Raw genomic sequence first — 17650 nt, forward strand, 5'->3', positions numbered from 1 at the left:
GCTTTCGGATAAAGGTAAAAAAAACAACCTATATTAAAATGTAAACATAGGTTGTTTTGAAATGATTTATGCTAATTTTTTATTAAAAATCGGCGTTTTGAGGTGTTCTTGGATAAGGGATGACATCTCTAATATTGGTCATTCCCGTGGCAAACATTACCAAGCGTTCAAACCCAAGTCCAAAGCCAGAGTGAACTGCAGTTCCGTACTTGCGCAAGTCCAGGTACCACCACAATTCTTCTTCCTCGATGTCCAAGGCTTTCATCTTTTCTTTCAGAACTTCCAAACGCTCTTCACGCTGAGATCCACCAACGATTTCTCCAATACCAGGGAACAAAATATCCATGGCACGAACCGTTTTTCCATCGTCGTTCAAGCGCATGTAGAAGGCTTTGATGTTGGCCGGATAATCAAACAGGATTACTGGACACTTAAAGTGCTTTTCAACAAGGAAACGCTCGTGTTCACTTTGAAGGTCTGCACCCCATTCGTTAATGATATAGTTGAATTTCTTCTTTTTGTTTGGCTTTGAGTTTCTCAGAATATCGATGGCCTCGGTATAGCTTACACGTTTGAAGTTGTTGTCTGCAACAAACCTAAGTTTTTCAATAAGGCTCATCTCGCTGCGCTCGGCCTGAGGTTTTGTTTTTTCCTCATCCAATAGACGTTGCTCCAAGAATTTAAGGTCGTCCATGTTATGCTCCAAGACATAGTTGATCACAGATTTCATGAAATTTTCTGCAAGATCCATATTGCCTGCCAAGTCCATAAAAGCAACTTCTGGTTCAATCATCCAGAACTCGGCAAGGTGTCTTGAAGTATTGGAGTTTTCGGCTCTAAATGTAGGGCCGAACGTATATACTTTCCCCAACGACATGGCATAGGTTTCAGCTTCCAATTGTCCTGATACCGTTAGGTTGGTTTCCTTTCCGAAGAAATCTTCTTTATAGTCTACATTTCCTTCTTCATTCAATGGCGGGTTTTTGGCGTCCAAAGCAGACACTCTAAACATTTCGCCAGCCCCTTCAGCATCACTTCCTGTAATGATAGGCGTGTGCATGTAGTAGAAACCATTCTCGTTAAAGTACTTGTGTATGGCAAAAGACAATGACGAACGCAAACGCATTACGGCACTAAAGGTATTGGTTCTAGTGCGCAGGTGTGCATTTTCACGTAGGAATTCGAAAGTGTGTTTTTTTGGTTGAATAGGATAGGTTTCCGGATCGGAATCTCCTAAAATCTCAATCGACTTTACCTGGATTTCCACACGTTGGCCTTTTCCTTGGCTTTCTACCAGTTCCCCTACAATATGAACGGCAGCACCGGTGGTGATTCGTTTTAGGGTAGAAGGATCGGTGTTTTCAAAATCCACCACACACTGAATGTTGTGAATTGTAGATCCATCGTTTAAGGCGATAAATCTGTTGGCTCTAAAAGTGCGTACCCAACCTTTAATTTCTATGTCATGAAATGTGATATCCTGCGATAATAAGTCGGCAATTGTATGTGATTTCATTTCTAAATCAATATTGTTTTAAAGCTTATTTGCATCGAAGTGATTGTAAACAAACTGGCTTCAAAATGCAAATAGGTTATTGGTTTTAAGTTTTGAACTGCAAAGATAAAAAAGCCAAACGGCATTTTTATCGATAATTGGTATTTAAATCCAACGAGACTTTCCCTTATTCAAATAATTATTTGGTTAAATTTAAAGTAGGTCTTCCTCGTCTTCCTCTGGAATGATATTGATGGAAGGCTCTCTCAATACTTCCTTATTGGCAATACTTCTTTCCAGGGATAGTAACAATGACGGCAACAACAATAAATTGGACAGCATAGCAAACAACAAGGTGGCCGAAACTAGGGCTCCCAAGGCTACCGTTCCTCCAAAACTTGAGATGGTAAATACCGAGAACCCGAAGAATAGCACTATGGAGGTATAGAACATACTTACTCCAGTTTCACGTAGGGCGCCAAACACCGATTTTCTGATTTTCCAGTGGTTGGCTTGGAGCTCCTGTCTGTATTTTGCCAAAAAGTGAATGGTATCATCTACTGAAATACCAAAGGCAATACTAAACACCAAAATTGTGGACGGTTTGATAGGTACTCCCAAAAAGCCCATTAATCCTGCCGTTACCAATAGTGGTAATAGGTTAGGGATTAAGGATACGATAATCATTCTAAACGAACGGAACATATAGGCCATAAATAGGGAAATCAACAAAATGGCCAATGACAATGAAATTACTAGGTTTTTTACCAAATATTTGGTGCCTTTTTGGAAGACCAAGGCTTTACCCGTAAGGGTTATTGTGTATTGTTCCTCTGGGAATACCTTATTGATTTTTGCTTGCAAATCTTCTTCTATACGCTCCATCCTATCGGTGCCAATATCCTTCATAAATGTGGTGATACGCGCATATTGTCCTGTACTGTCTACAAAGTTTTTTAGTAGGTCTACATCAGATGATGAGTTTTTGGCGTAGGATAAAATAAAACTGTTTTCTTGGCTTGTTGGCAACTGGTAGTATTTAGGATTGCCATTGTAATAGGCCTGTTTGGAATATTTCAAGAGGCTCACTACTGAAATGGGCTTTGACAATTCTGGAGTTTCATTGATGACTTCCTCCAACTCGTTCATACGCTTCAGGGTACTCAATTTCATAACCCCTTTTTTACGTTTGGTATCCACCATAATCTCTAAGGGCATGATGCCGTTAAATTCACTTTCAAAGAATCTAATATCATCAAAGAACTCGGTATCCTGTGGCATGTCCTCAATCAAACTACCAGAAATTTTCATTTGGTAAATACCTATGATACTAGCTATCATAAGAACCAATGAAATAGAGTAAATAGCAATTTTGTGTTCCTTTACCATTCTTACCATCCAATCAACAATGGTGCTTATCCAACGTTTGTTGAGGTGCTCTAGATGGCGCTCCTTAGGGTAAGGCAAGAAGGTGTAAACAATAGGGATTATCAATAAGCACAACACAAAAATGCCCAAAATACTTAAGGAGGCTACAATACCAAATTCTTTTAAAAGCTTACTCTGGGTAAGAATAAACGTCGCAAAACCTGAAGCAGTGGTTATGTTGGTCATCAAGGTGGCATTACCAATTTTGGTAATTACACGCTGTAGCGATTTAACCTTATTACCGTGCAATTTTACCTCATGTTGGAACTTGTTGATCAAGAAAATACAGTTAGGAATCCCAATTACAATAATTAATGGAGGGATTAAGGCTGTTAAGACGGTAATTTCATATTTGAACAAGCCCAGTATCCCGAAGGTCCACATAACTCCAATACAAACCACGATTAAGGAAATGAAGGTGGCCCTGAAGGATCTAAAGAAGAAAAAGAAGATCAAGGAGGTTACCAAAAGTGCGGCTCCAATAAATAGTCCAATTTCATCAATGATGCTCTTCGCATTTAACGTCCTGATATAGGGCATTCCGGATACGCGGACATCCAGATTGTTGGCACTTTCAAATTCCGCAATTTTAGGTTCAAGGATTTGCTCTATAAAATCTTTCCTAAGAGAGGTGTTAACAATATCCTTTTTCATGTAAATGGCCGTTCTCACCGTTTTCGTTTCCTTATTGAAAAGGAAGTTGTCATAAAAAGGATATTTTTGGAAGAGTTCCTTCTCTAAGGTGTTGATTTGCTCCAAGGAATGAATGGAATCCTTGATGAAGGGTTCCAAATCAAACTTTTGGGCTTCATTGTTTTTTACAAGTTTTTGAAGGTCTTTAATAGAAACAACGGTTTCAACCTCTTCATAAGGCTTGAAGCTTTCTGAAAGGCTGTTCCAGGCATTTAGTTTATCTACCGTGAACAGGGTAGAGTCCTTGACCCCAATTACAATAAGGTTACCTTCTTCTCCAAAGATATCCAGAAAGTGGTTATAGGTAACATTAACCTCATGGTCATCGGGCAATAAATTGGCTTCCGTAAAGGTGAAGCGCATGTATTTCCATTGATAGCTGAAGAATAACGTAACCAGAACAATGCCAATTAAAATAGCTACTTTGTTACGTAAAATAAGTCTTGCAACGACTTCCCAAAAGCCTGTTGTAAATAGTTTGAGCATAGCTTGATAAAAACAGGCGACAAAGGTAGGAAAAAGCTAAGGATTAGGCTGCAAAATAGGCTATTTAATTCTATCTCAGGGTTAGGTTGAAAGTAAACTTAAGGGCAATGTTGTCCTCCTCCCTAGGTAAGTGGTAGGCGCCATAGCGATAGGCAAAACTAAGTCCAAAACCGAACAGTAGTTTGTTGATTTCCAAACCAGATTCCGTATAGCCTTTGTCCAAGGTGCCAAACGTTACATTTTGATGCCTGTCAATATGGTCCATATCTCCTACGGCGTAGCGTGTAATCAATACGAGCTGGGGTTGGTAACGTTCGGTGATTTTGAAGGGTTTGAAAAAGTGTTTCAGTTGAAGGGTTGTAAACCTATCTGAAAAGAACTCATTAAAATACATGGTTTCAAAACTGTTCAAACCTGCTACCGAAAAACGTTGTAAAATGGTTTCCTTGGTAATGTTATTGGGGTAGGTGTGGTACAAATGGGTCAACGGAGTCTTTCCTTTTGCAATTCCTGCACGTAGTGTGAATTTTGTAACCGATGCATTGGGGTATTCTATTTGATAAATGCTCCTAAAGTCTAATTTTAGGAAATTAAAATTTCCGCCAAAAATATCCTTATAGCTCTGGGTATATTGTAGTGTGAATTGAGGAAACCCTTTCTTGAGTTCCTTTAATTTGTCATTCACATATTCATATCTACTAAATGGACTCCACTGCAAGGATACAATGGAAGTCGTCAAATCAAAATCATGATAGAATTGGTTGTCCACAAAAAATAAATACGAATAGGTTGGCAACACATCGGTGCTGGCCAATTGGATTTCGGATAGGAGGTGTGGAGAAATACGATGTTCCAAGGAGATTGTTCGATTGATTAACCTGTGGAAAAGATCAATGTTGAGCAATCGCGGTTGAAACAATTGAAAAAAGCGTTTGTCCGTTAAAAAAGTGGAGCTTCCCGTTTCTTGAAGGTCATCGGTATAGGCCGCGTTGATCCAAGTATTGGAACGGGGTCTTACTCTAGTGCCCCCTCCAATACTGTATTTAAATCGGTTATCACGAAAACCATAAGATAGGTAGCCGTTTACGCGATACCTGTTGGAAAAGGCGTCATTGGTTATGGCTCCCAAACCAGTGCGAAACCCTTCATATTGGTTGAATTTAACTAAATAGCGCAAATCAAAATTGAAATATTTAGTAGGGAAATAACCGTTGCCAATATTGGTGATAAAGGCCCTGCGTCTTAAGGAATCCTGTTTGGTATTGTTTTGGGAGCTAGTCGATACTGTTTGCGACTGCACGAACATTGTAGCTAAAAATAGAAATAGGAAAATGCAGTGCTTACGCATGAAGTACGAGGGAAAAGTTGTTAAAATGGACCTAAAAAAAGCGACATTGGATGTCGCTTTTCTTTATACTGTCATGATTTCTTTCTCTTTTACAGCTAAAAGTTCATCTATCTTCTTAACGTATTTATCTGTGATTTCTTGTACGTCAATTTCACCATTTTTTTGAAGGTCTTCAGAGACATCCGAAAGCTTTTTGATGTCATTATTGGCATCCTTTCTAGCGCTTCTTACACCAATTTTAGCATCTTCAGCTTCAGTCTTGGCTTGTTTTACCAAGTCTCTACGACGTTCTTCGGTTAATGGCGGAACGTTAATGATGATGGTTTCTCCATTGTTCATTGGATTAAAACCTAGATTGGCCAACATAATCCCGCGCTCAATTTCTTGAAGCATACTTTTTTCCCAAGGTTGCACCGTAATGGTTCTTCCATCTGGTGTATTAACATTGGCAACTTGGTTCAATGGAGTTTGGGATCCATAATAATCTACCATAACGCTTCCAAGCATAGCAGGACTAGCCTTTCCAGCTCTAATATTCACGAATTGTTTTTCCAAATGCTTGATGGCATTATCCATTGCTTCTTTGGTTGAATCTAATATAAATTGAATGTCTTCGTTCATTTTGTGAAATTTAATGTAATTACAAAAAATAAGCTTTATGGTAAGGGGCTATAAGTTTACTTTGGTACCAATGTTTTCACCGGAAACCACTTTCAAGAGATTGCCTTTTGTGTTCATGTCGAATACAATGATTGGTAATTGGTTTTCCTGACTTAAAGTAAAGGCTGTGGTGTCCATGACTTTCAAGCCTTTTTGAAGTACATCTTCAAAGGTGATATGGTCAAATTTTACGGCAGTATTGTCCTTTTCAGGGTCGGCATTGTAAATACCATCCACACGCGTTCCTTTTAGGATAACATCGGCTTCTATTTCGATGGCGCGCAATACGGCTGCAGAATCTGTTGTAAAATAAGGATTTCCAGTGCCTCCACCAAAAATTACCACACGGCCTTTCTCTAAATGGCGCATGGCCTTACGGCGGATGAATGGTTCGGCTACTTCATTTATTTTGATGGCGGTTTGCAAACGTGTTGGGATGTCTGCATTCTCCAAGGCACTCTGTAAGGCCAATCCATTGATTACGGTTGCCAACATACCCATATGGTCTCCTTGAACGCGATCCATGCCATTGCTTGCTCCGGCTACACCTCTAAAAATATTTCCTCCTCCTATAACAATGGCCACTTCAACGCCTTTGTCTGTTATGGATTTAATGTCATCTGCATATTCAGCCAATCGTTCAGGGTCAATCCCATATTGACGGCTTCCCATTAGTGCTTCTCCGGATAATTTTAGAAGTATTCTTTTGTATTTCATTAGTTTGAGACGATTTGTTTTTAAAAGAAGCTGTCAACTTTAAGTGTCTTTTGGTCAGTGGATATGAAAGCCAGAGACACCCAATTTCCAGTACTTTTGAAAGTTTAGCAAAACTACAATATTTTTTTGTTTTTGGGTTATAAAAAAAGCTTCTCGTAAAGGAGAAGCTTTTTTAATTTTTATGAACAGGATTGAGATTATCCTACTGTTACACGTTTGAAATCTGTAATAGTTACATCACCGTAAGACTCAACATATTTGGCAACATTGATTTTTTCATCTTTGATGAAGTTTTGGTCCAATAAACATTGCTCTTGGTCTAAAGTAGTGTTGTCTGAAATGAAACGCTCCATTTTACCAGGTAAAATTTTGTCCCAAATTTGCTCTGGCTTCCCTTCAGCTTTCAATTGTGCTTTAGCATCCTCTTCAGCTTGGGCCAAGGCCTCATCTGTCAATTGGGCCATAGAGATGAATTTAGGTACGTTTTTAAGAGTTTTACCCAAACGCGCCAATTCTTCATTGTCTTTTTCGATAACGGCAATTCTAGCTTCAGTTTCAGAAGCGATAAAAGCAGGATCGAAATCTTTGTAAGACAAAGTAGTTGCTCCCATAGAAGCTACTTGCATTGCTACATCTTTTACCAATACATCAGCGTTGTCAACTTTAGCAGACAATCCAACTAAAGCACCAATTTTGTTGATGTGAACGTATTGTCCAACGTATGGAGCTTCCAATCTTTCAAAAGCAGTGATGTCAAGTTTTTCACCGATAACACCAGTTTGCTCAGTTAATTTGTCAGCAACAGTCATTCCGTCGATCTCAGCAGCCAATAAAGCCTCTTTAGAATCTACGGTAAGTGCCAATTCAGCCAATTGGTTGGCAAGGGCCACAAAGTTTTCGTTTTTACCAACGAAGTCAGTTTCACATCCTAAAACGATAGTTACACCTACAGTGTTGTCATCGTTTACTTTAGCAACAGCAGCACCTTCAGAAGAATCTCTGTCAGCTCTCTTTTCTGCTACTTTTTGACCTTTCTTACGTAAAACCTCGATAGCTTTGTCAAAATCACCTTCAGCCTCAACCAAAGCTTTTTTACAGTCCATCATACCGGCTCCAGTAGCCTGTCTTAGCTTGTTTACTTCAGCAGCTGTAATTTTTACTGTACCTTCCATAAGTATTTGAATTTTTTAAAAAAAAGTCGTTCAATTAATTTTCAACAAAGAAAAGAATTAAACGACTTATTTGTGTTTTGTAAATGTTATCTTATTCTTCTTCGTCTCCAGCAACTTTAGCTTTTGCTGGTTTCTTTGCTGCAGTTTTACCTTCTTCTTTAGCAACTTTGTCCGATTTTCTTTCGGCCAAACCATCAGCGATAGCTGAAGTTACTAGAGATAAAACTTTATCTATAGATTTTGAAGCATCATCATTTGAAGGAATCAAATAGTCAACTTGACGTGGGTCAGAGTTGGTGTCGACCATTGCAAAGATTGGAATGTTTAATTTTTGTGCTTCTTTAATTGCAATGTGCTCACGTTTGATGTCCACTACAAACAAAGCTCCTGGCAAACGAGTCATATCGCTAATAGAACCTAAGTTTTTCTCCAACTTAGCTCTTAAACGGTCTACTTGTAAACGCTCTTTTTTAGATAGGGTGTTGAAAGTTCCATCTTTTTTCATTCTATCGATAGAAGCCATTTTCTTAACAGCTTTTCTGATAGTTACAAAGTTGGTCAACATTCCACCTGGCCATCTTTCAGTGATGTATGGCATGTTTACAGCGCCTGCTTTTTCAGCAACGATGTCTTTTGCTTGCTTTTTTGTAGCTACAAATAAGATTTTCTTTCCAGAAGCAGCAATTTTGTGAAGAGCCTCAGCAGTCTCTTCGATTTTTGCAGCTGTCTTGTAAAGATTGATGATATGGATGCCGTTACGCTCCATGTAGATGTAAGGAGCCATGTTTGGATCCCATTTTCTGGTCAAGTGACCAAAATGTACACCTGCTTCTAATAATTCTTTTACTTCTACTTTTTCCATTTTGTAATAGTTTACGTTCTGTTGATTAGCAATGGCTAAGTGGTCATGCTGGGCAATCGCCTTATCCATTTAGATGCTAAACTAAATCCTAACCTTAACAGGCTATGGACAACAAAAACTGGGTTGTTTCTTTTACTGTGGGATTAACGTTTAGAGAACTGGAATTTCTTACGAGCTTTCTTCTGACCGAATTTCTTACGCTCTACCATTCTTGGGTCTCTTGTCAATAAACCTTCTGGCTTTAAAACCAATCTGTTTTCTGCATCTATCTCACACATAGCGCGAGAAATTGCTAAACGGATAGCTTCTGCTTGACCGGTAATACCACCACCATATACATTAACAGTAATGTCAAAGTTGCCATCATTGTTAGTCATGGCCAAAGGTTGGTTTACTTTGTACTGTAAGGTTGCAGTAGGAAAATAAACCGCCATGTCTTTTTTGTTAACCGTGATGTTCCCAGATCCTTGGGCTACATACACACGAGCAACAGCCGTCTTTCTACGGCCGATTTTGTGAATTACTTCCATTAATTGAATTCGTTTAAGTTAATTGTTTTTGGTTTTTGAGCTTCATGAGTATGAGCTGCACCAACAACAACATTTAGATTACGGAATAAGTTTGCTCCTAATTTGTTTTTAGGCAACATTCCTTTTACTGATTTTTCTACTAACCTTGCTGGATCTTTTCCAAACATCTCGGTAGCAGTTAAACTTCTTTGACCACCTGGGTAACCTGTGTGACGAATGTAGGTTTTGTCGTTCCACTTGTTTCCTGTCAAGTTGATTTTCTCTGCATTGATAACAATTACGTTATCTCCGCAATCAACGTGTGGTGTGAAGTTAGGCTTATGTTTACCTCTTAAAAGTTTTGCAACTTTTGAAGCTAAACGACCTAAAGTCTGACCTTCAGCGTCAACCAAAACCCACTCTTTGTTTACAGTAGCTTTGTTTGCTGAAATAGTTTTGTAGCTTAATGTGTCCACACTTACTTAATTTAAATTAAACATTCCTCTCTCAAAAAGAGTTTGCAAATTTACGATTATATATTTGATTACCAAATAGTGCGAGCTTAAATTTTATCCGTTAATCAAAATGGATTGGTGCCTCAGTTTAGTGAAACACTTTCAATGTGTTAGGGGTGTTTGGTGGTTTTTGTTGTTGATAGCTGAACTTTCTGTTTTAATGGGGAGAACAAACTTTGGCTTCTTGATTGAGGTTTGCCAAATATATTTATTGTGAATTAAGGCCTTAAACCTTGATAAATATATTGCGTTTATAAAGCATATGAGCCAATGCCATATAGCATAATACTACAGCTAAGGCATATAGTAAAGATGAGAATTCATGAGGAATAGAAGAAAACACAAAGAGCTTCTGGTAAAGCCATGAATGTACGTTGTCAGATTCTCCTATGGGAATTAAGTAAAATGATTTTGAAATCAAACTTGATAGGAAGTAAATGACTATGGCATTCATGCCGACCTGCTTGAATATCCCCCCGAAAGATAGTTTCCTTACATCGGTAATATAATATATAATGGTGAGGATAAGTGTGCCCCAACCACTGGTGACTAGTACAAAGCTACTGCTCCACAAGGCTTTGTTGATGGGGATCCAAATACTCAATAGATAGCCGGAACTCAAAAGTATCAGGATTGCTCTTGTCAAATATCTTAAAGGCGTTGGTCCATCCAAAAGCTTCCCGATGAGAATGCCAGTAACACAACTCACGATTGAAGGCAATGTGCTCAACAATCCTTCTGGGTCGTAATCTGCTTTCCACATATGCTGCCCAAAAATTTTAAGGTCTATATAATTGGCCCAATTATTTGGTGCTCTATCCAAGCTAGGCAATGTACCGTTTGGAAAAGGAATCCATCCTAAAAAAATGGAATAGGATATTAAAATGGCAATGCTGATAAAAAGCAGCGTTCTTGGTTTGCAATTGAGGTGTAAGATGGAGGAAATCAAAAAGACGATTCCAATCCGTTGTAAAACACCCGGAATTCTGAAGATGCTTAAGTCCGTAATAAGTGGGAGATATGGGACAAATAGGTTTAGAAAGAGTCCCAAGCCAATCAGTTTTAAACTTCTAATGGTTATTTTTCGATAGGTTGGGACTGTGTTGGGTTTGTTTTTATACGAAAAATAGATAGAGATGCCCACAATAAACAAGAAGAACGGAAAGATTAAATCTGTTGGAGTGAGTCCATTCCATTCAGCATGTAAAAGTGGTTCATAAACATGATTCCAATCCCCGGGAGTGTTGACCAAAATCATGGCCACAATAGTGAATCCCCGTAAAAGGTCAACAGCTTGAATTCTATTTTTCATGAAAGAAAATCTTAACCGTTTTTGAATCTTATTTTGTGTCCGTAAAGGGCATAGAATAGAATCAAAACATAACATGGAATTAAAATCCAATAGCTGGAGGTTGATGCTTCCGATGCTGAATTTACGGCATCTGCACCACTGGCCAATAGAGCTTCCTTTTTATGGTCAACCAAAGTTCCGTACAACGGCGGAATTATGGCGCCTCCAGAGATCGCCATAATTAAAAGAGCCGATCCGGTTTTGGTGAAATTCCCTAGGCCTTTTAAAGCCAGAGGCCAAATGGCAGGCCATACCAAAGCATTTGCAATTCCTAACGCGGCAACAAATAAAACCGATGTAAACCCAGTAGTTAACAAAATACATATGGAAAACAAAATCCCCAATACGGCACTGGCTTTTAGGGCAAAAACCTGACTCATATATTTAGGAATCAAAAAGACGCCTAAGGCGTAGGTGAATACCATAGCCATTAAGGTGAAAAGCGTGAAGAATTTGGCTTCTTCAACTGGTAAATTCAAGGAGAGTCCGTAGGAAATAATAGTGTCGCCGGCAATTACTTCGGCTCCCACGTATACAAAAAGTGCAATCACGCCCAACCATAAATGAGGGAATTGGAAGATGCTTACTTTGGCAGTTTCGCCTTCCTTCAATTCCTCTTGTTCTGCTTCAACATGGGGAAGGTTTACTTTTCTAATCAAGATTCCCAAAATGAATAAAACAAGCGCCATGACAATATAAGGCATGACCACGCTATCGGCCATTTGGTTGAGTAATGAAGCTTTTTCAGTGGCATCTACAGTGCTTAGTTGTTCCTTAATGTCATCAATTCCTGAAAGTAAAAGAGCTCCAAAAATAACTGAACCCAAAGCGCCGGCAACCTTGTTGGCAATACCCATAATCGCAATACGTTTTGCAGCACTTTCAATAGGTCCCAAAATGGTAATGTAAGGATTGGAGGCGGTCTGTAATAAGGTCATACCAGCACCTTGAATAAAAATTCCTGTAAGGAATACCCAATAGGTTCTGGCTTCAGCGGCAGGAATGAATAATAAGGCGCCCAAAGCCATGATGATAAGGCCTAGAGACATACTTTTTTTATAACCAATTTTACCAATGATAAAAGAGGCTGGAAGCGCCATGACCACAAAGGATATGTAAGAGGCCGAGGCCACCAAATAGGATTGGGCATCGGTTAATTCGTTGATGGTTTTCATAAAGGGTATCAAGGCCCCGTTTATCCAGGTAATGAATCCAAAAATGAAAAACAATCCGGCAATGACCAGAATTGGGAACAAGCTGCTTTGTTTTTGCGAAACGGGCATATCTATAGCTTTAGACATAAGTTAAATTTTAAGTAATAGTTAGTTTTCTATATCCTCAGTGGTATTGAAGATGCGTTCTTTGGTTTGTTTAAGGTAGTTTCTCCCAATGGGTATTTTTTTATTGGAAATCTCAATAGTATTTCCTTCAAGGGCTACAATTTTATTGATTGAAATGGTGTAGGACCTGTGCACCCTGATGAAATTGGATTGTGGTAATTCCTCGCTGATAGCTGTAAGGGATTTGTGAACTACATAATCGCCCATGGTTGTAATGACTTTCACGTAGTCCTTTAAGCTTTCTATATACAGAATATCCCCCAAATTCACCTTGATCAGTTTTTTATTCACCTTAAGGAAAATATGGGGTTCCTGTTGAAGGTTGGAATCATTGCTTACATTGTTAAGATAAACCTGCTGGTACACCTTATTCATGGTTTTTAAAAAGCGAGTAAAAGGGATGGGTTTGACCAAATAATCCAAAACATTGAGTTCAAAACTCTTTACAGCATATTCCCTGTAAGCGGTTGTAATAACAATAAGAGGTTTGTGATTTAGGTTTTCGATAAAAGTGAATCCGGACATTTGTGGCATATTGATATCCAGAAAAACAATATCTATTTTTTCCTGTTCCAAGAGGCTGTAAGCCTTTAGGGGATTATTGAAAGTGCCCAAAATTTCTACATGGTCAAAGTTTTTTAGGTGACTTTCGATCACTTCAATGGCCAACGATTCGTCATCTATGATTACGCACTTAATTTTCATTGGATAGGAATTTTTAAGTAAATGTTATAAGTGTCGTCTAAAATATCAGTTTCAAGGACATAATCATTAGAAAATAATAAATTTAACCTTCGCTTGGTGTTGGCAATCCCAATGCCGTGGTTGTTTTCTTGAACAACTTCTGGGTTAAACGTATTGGATAATTTGAATTCCAGATAGTGTTTGTTGAGAATTTCAAAACTCATATTAATCTTGATATTGTCATTTCCTTTTAAACCATGTTTGAAACAGTTTTCAATGAATGATAAAAACAGTAGAGGTGGTACCTGAACGTCTTCAATATCTCCAGTAATGTCAAGTTCAGAATCTATGCGGTCCTTAAAACGAATATGTTCTATGTCGATATAATTATTGATATGGTTGATTTCTTCCAGCAAATTGGCTTTGGAGCTGTTCACTTCATACAGTACATATTGCATAATGTCCGAAAGTTTAATTACTAACCTTGGAGCGTCATCCGATTTTTGTAGAGTGAGCGAGTAAAGGTTGTTTAAGGTGTTGAAGAAGAAATGCGGCTGTATTTGGGTTCTCAAAAATTTCAATTCCGTGCTCAGTTGTAACTTGGCAAGGTCTTCATTTCGACGCAATTCTATTGGCCAATCAATAAGCAGTTGTATGGCGGTTACAAAGGCCAAAACATATAGCTCTCCCAAAATTACGGCAATGAGGTGGTTGGTCTCAAGGAACTTTCCGGCCTCCTCGGCTTCTGGCCAAATTTCCTTGGTTACCAAAAGATAGTTGAGTCCCGTTCTTACCAAATAAACCAAGATAAGGATCCCAAAGAGCCAGGCTATGTAGGTTTTGTATTTCCGCCTTAAAATGAATTTCGGAATGAGATAATATACATTGATATACACCACAATAATGTGGATTGGGAATTCAACAAGGTTGGATTTTAAGGAATACCAATAGTCATTGAAATAGCTCCCCCATCGTACCACATTAAACGAAAAGTACAGCAACCAAAACAGGATATGATACTTTAAAGGAATATTGTTAGCTATTTTTTTGTTAAGCAAGAGTTGAGGTTTTTGTTTTAAATGAATATTTGTGTTGTTGATTCTTTAAATAATTATGACAATTTTAGAAATATATTATGTGATTAGCAATAAAAATGACAATTGTTTATTTGTAGGAAATCGTTTATCGTTAATAGAATGTTGTCTGTGTGTTAATTCTTGTCGTTTATATATTTTTTTTCTTAATATTTTTCATCCTAGTTACTTTGGACATCAATAAACAACTAAACAATTCATTTTATGAAACACAATTTAAAAATGACGTTTTTGTGTTCATTGTTATTTTTTGCTGTAAACTTCACATTTGCGCAGGAAAAAACAGTGACCGGAACTGTTACTTCCCAGGCCAATGGGATGCCTATTCCAGGTGTCAATGTGTTGGTTGAAGGAACTACCCATGGGACGCAAACAGATTTTGATGGTAATTATACCTTAACGGCATCGGTTGGTGACGTACTTACTTTTAGTTATTTGGGAATGACCTCCAAAAAGGTCACAGTTGCAGATAGCAATGTTATAAATGTGCAATTGGCGGAAGATACGGAGATGTTGGGAGAAGTAATTGTTACGGCTTTGGGGATTTCCAAAGAGAAAAAGGCCTTGACTTATTCGGCGCAAGAGGTAAGTGGTGATGAGCTTACCAAAGTGAAGCAAACCAACCCTATTAATAGTTTGTCTGGTAAGTCTGCCGGGGTTACAATTTCAAGAAGTTCTTCTGGTTTGGGGGGTGCTGTTAAAGTGGTTTTGAGGGGTAATGCCTCTACAAGTGATAATGATCCACTATATGTAATTGATGGTATTCCAATGTTAAATAGTGGAAACGGTTCTAACGGAAATGAACCCGGTACAGATATTTTTGGTAGCCAAACAGGTAACCGTGATGGAGGAGATGTCATGTCCATGATCAATCCAGATGATATTGAAAGTATGACAGTTTTGAAAGGAGCTTCGGCTTCGGCTTTGTATGGAAGTCAAGGAGCAAACGGGGTGATTTTAATAACTACTAAAAAAGGTAAGGAGGGAACTTTAGCTGTAAACTTCACTTCTAATTTTACCGTGGACAATGTGATGTCTTTGCCTGAGTTGCAATCGGAATACCAAAGTGTTTCTGTTGGACAACCCATTGCTGAAAATGGAAGGGTAGTAGACGCGAAATCTTGGGGAGATAAAGTAGGAGGTTTGTCTAATGACCCAAAAGATTTCTTCAACACTGGATTTACTTCAATTAGTTCCATGTCGCTAACAGCGGGGAACCAAAAGGCCCAAACCTATTTTTCTTATGCCAATACTATTGGGGAAGGTGTGATTCCTGAGAACCGTTTGGTGAGAAATAATATTACTCTTAGGGAAACAGCGAAGTTTTTAAATGAAAAAATTGATGTATCTGCAAGTATTAATTTATCAGACCAACGTATTTGGAATCGCCCAACCAATGGTTTGTATTCAAATCCATTGACAGGCGTGTATTTGCATCCTGTAGGAATTGATAGAGATATTTATAAAAACAAATATGAATATTTCAATACGGCTTTGAACCAAATGGATCAATATGCTACGTCTTTTGATGAGAATATTCAACAAAACCCATATTGGTTAATTCATAGAAGTCCGAGTAAGGATATTGCGCAGCGTGTGTATGCAAACCTATCTGTTAAGTATCAAATTACAAATGCACTTTCCTTGCAGTCCAGAGGAAGTTACGATAAATCGTTTTTCACTTTTGATAAGAGACAATATGCGGGAACAGATCCTGTAAACTCAGGGGATAACGGTCGTTATATTCTTGAGAAAACAGAAAACTCACAACAGTACATCGACTTCATTTTAAACTATAATAAAGATTTTTCGGAGAATTTCACCTTTAGTGGAATTTTAGGATCTAGTTTGACAAAATACACGATCGGCGACCAGGTTTATTTGGATTCAGGAAGAGATGGTGCTGGCTTGATTTATCCTAATGTCTTTACAATAGCCAACTTTGCCAATACCAACAATATTCGCCAATCTGTAGGAAGAAGAGAGGTGCAGTCGGTATTTGGATCGGCCAACTTTGGGTTCAAGGATATGATATTCCTGGACGTTACCGGAAGAAGTGATTGGTCTTCAACCTTGGTGAATACCGATTCTAATTCCTTCTTTTATCCATCGATTGGTTTGACGACTGTATTATCTGAAATGTTCGATATGCCGGATGGTATTTCTTTTGCTAAGCTTCGCGGATCGTATGCCGAAGTTGGATCGGATATTCCAGTATATGCTACTATTCCTCTTAATTCTATCAATGCTACCAATACGGGAATTGGAACAGCGCCTTTTGCGCCTTTGGAAGGTGAAACATTAGAGCCAGAAAGACAAAAGTCTTTTGAGATTGGAACCGAGTGGCGCTTTTTCAACAATCGCTTAGGATTCGACTTTACTTATTACAACACCAATACTTTCAATCAAATCTTTTACATCCAGGCGGAGCCAAATCCAAATGGATATTCACAAAACATTGTAAATGCCGGTGAAATTTCAAATGAAGGTTTTGAGATTGTGTTGAATGCAACACCGGTACAGACAGATAAATTCTCTTGGGACTCTTCTGTGAATTTTGCCCAAAACGATAATGAAGTGATTTCTGTACACCCATCTTTACAAGATGGTGAAGCAATTATTACTGCTAGAGGAGTGAACGGATATGAGTATTCCTTAATTGAAGGAGAAGATTTTGGAAGTATCAAAGCACGTTCCTTGGTAAGAGACGAAAATGGCACACCTGTAATTAATTCTTCAGGAACCTTAATGTCAACCGATTTTGAAACTGTAGCGCACGCCCAGCCTGATTTTACCTTAGGTTGGAACAATACGTTTGAATTCGGAAACTTCACTTTAAATGTTTTGATTGATGGAAAGTTCGGCGGGGATGTTATGAGTGTTACCGAGGCTGTAAATGATAAATATGGGGTGTCTCAAGCTTCAGCTGATGTTAGAAATACCAACGGAGGTATGGTTGATGTGGTTGATGAAAGTGGTGTGGCTTCTCAAATCACAGCACAAGAGTATTTCAATGCTATTGGCGGAAGAGATGGTATGTTGGGTGAGTATGTCTATGATGCTACCAATGTAAGCTTAAGAGAATTGTCTTTAGGGTATAGACTAAATCTACAAGACAAGTTTATTGATGATGTAAGCTTCTCGTTGATTGCCAATAATTTGTTCTTCTTTTATAAAGATGCACCGTTCGATCCTAATGTGGCAGCTAGTACAGGTTTGGGACTTCAGGGAGTGGATATCTATAACCAACCTTCTACTAGAAGTATCGGGTTGAACATTAACGTAAATTTCTAAAA

Annotated in this window: 14 protein-coding genes; 1 reads left to right on the top strand and 13 read right to left on the bottom strand. The window is 38.4% G+C overall.

Annotation, left to right across the window (positions count from 1 at the left end; all coding sequences use genetic code 11):
* Window positions 1–82: 82 nt before the first annotated feature.
* From asnS to ZA05_RS06520, 13 genes are all read right to left on the bottom strand, one after another.
* On the bottom strand, window positions 83–1516 hold the full coding sequence (gene asnS, locus ZA05_RS06460; protein ID WP_053990864.1) for an asparagine--tRNA ligase: 1434 nt from the start codon (window positions 1514–1516) through the stop codon (window positions 83–85).
* 192 nt (window positions 1517–1708) lie between these two features.
* Window positions 1709–4102: an RND family transporter gene (locus ZA05_RS06465; RefSeq protein ID WP_053990865.1), complete on the bottom strand. Its 2394-nt coding sequence runs from the start codon at window positions 4100–4102 to the stop codon at window positions 1709–1711.
* 70 nt (window positions 4103–4172) lie between these two features.
* The gene (locus ZA05_RS06470; protein ID WP_157514587.1) at window positions 4173–5408 is read right to left on the bottom strand and encodes a hypothetical protein; all 1236 of its coding nucleotides are present in this window, start codon (window positions 5406–5408) and stop codon (window positions 4173–4175) included.
* A 105-nt stretch (window positions 5409–5513) separates the two neighbouring features.
* A complete protein-coding gene (frr, locus tag ZA05_RS06475; RefSeq protein ID WP_053990867.1) occupies window positions 5514–6071 on the bottom strand; it encodes a ribosome recycling factor in 558 nt (185 codons plus the stop codon).
* Window positions 6072–6119: 48 nt separating this feature from the next.
* The gene (gene pyrH / locus ZA05_RS06480; RefSeq protein WP_053990868.1) at window positions 6120–6827 is read right to left on the bottom strand and encodes a UMP kinase; all 708 of its coding nucleotides are present in this window, start codon (window positions 6825–6827) and stop codon (window positions 6120–6122) included.
* Window positions 6828–7024: 197 nt separating this feature from the next.
* Window positions 7025–7999, bottom strand: a complete 975-nt coding sequence (gene tsf / locus ZA05_RS06485; protein WP_053990869.1) for a translation elongation factor Ts — start codon at window positions 7997–7999, stop codon at window positions 7025–7027.
* Window positions 8000–8090: 91 nt separating this feature from the next.
* A complete protein-coding gene (gene rpsB, locus ZA05_RS06490) occupies window positions 8091–8861 on the bottom strand; it encodes a 30S ribosomal protein S2 (protein ID WP_053991040.1) in 771 nt (256 codons plus the stop codon).
* A 143-nt stretch (window positions 8862–9004) separates the two neighbouring features.
* On the bottom strand, window positions 9005–9391 hold the full coding sequence (gene rpsI / locus ZA05_RS06495; RefSeq protein WP_053990870.1) for a 30S ribosomal protein S9: 387 nt from the start codon (window positions 9389–9391) through the stop codon (window positions 9005–9007).
* On the bottom strand, window positions 9391–9846 hold the full coding sequence (gene rplM, locus ZA05_RS06500) for a 50S ribosomal protein L13 (RefSeq protein WP_053976244.1): 456 nt from the start codon (window positions 9844–9846) through the stop codon (window positions 9391–9393). Before rplM ends, rpsI begins: the two co-directional genes overlap by 1 nt.
* A 265-nt stretch (window positions 9847–10111) precedes the next feature.
* A complete protein-coding gene (locus tag ZA05_RS06505) occupies window positions 10112–11197 on the bottom strand; it encodes an acyltransferase family protein (RefSeq protein WP_053990871.1) in 1086 nt (361 codons plus the stop codon).
* A gap of 11 nt (window positions 11198–11208) precedes the next feature.
* A complete protein-coding gene (locus ZA05_RS06510; RefSeq protein WP_231632458.1) occupies window positions 11209–12537 on the bottom strand; it encodes a sugar MFS transporter in 1329 nt (442 codons plus the stop codon).
* A 21-nt stretch (window positions 12538–12558) separates the two neighbouring features.
* Entirely contained in the window at window positions 12559–13281 is a 723-nt protein-coding gene (locus tag ZA05_RS06515) for a LytTR family DNA-binding domain-containing protein (RefSeq protein WP_053990872.1), read from the bottom strand.
* Window positions 13278–14318, bottom strand: a complete 1041-nt coding sequence (locus ZA05_RS06520; RefSeq protein ID WP_231632459.1) for a sensor histidine kinase — start codon at window positions 14316–14318, stop codon at window positions 13278–13280. Before ZA05_RS06520 ends, ZA05_RS06515 begins: the two co-directional genes overlap by 4 nt.
* Before the next feature lie 240 nt (window positions 14319–14558).
* Between ZA05_RS06520 and ZA05_RS06525 the strand changes: the two genes are divergently transcribed.
* Complete coding sequence (locus ZA05_RS06525; RefSeq protein WP_053990873.1) at window positions 14559–17648, top strand: SusC/RagA family TonB-linked outer membrane protein; 3090 nt, start codon at window positions 14559–14561, stop codon at window positions 17646–17648.
* Window positions 17649–17650 lie beyond the last annotated feature (2 nt).

Origin of the sequence: Mangrovimonas sp. TPBH4 (assembly GCF_001280505.1) — a bacterium.
Taxonomy (GTDB): Bacteria; Bacteroidota; Bacteroidia; order Flavobacteriales; family Flavobacteriaceae; genus Mangrovimonas_A.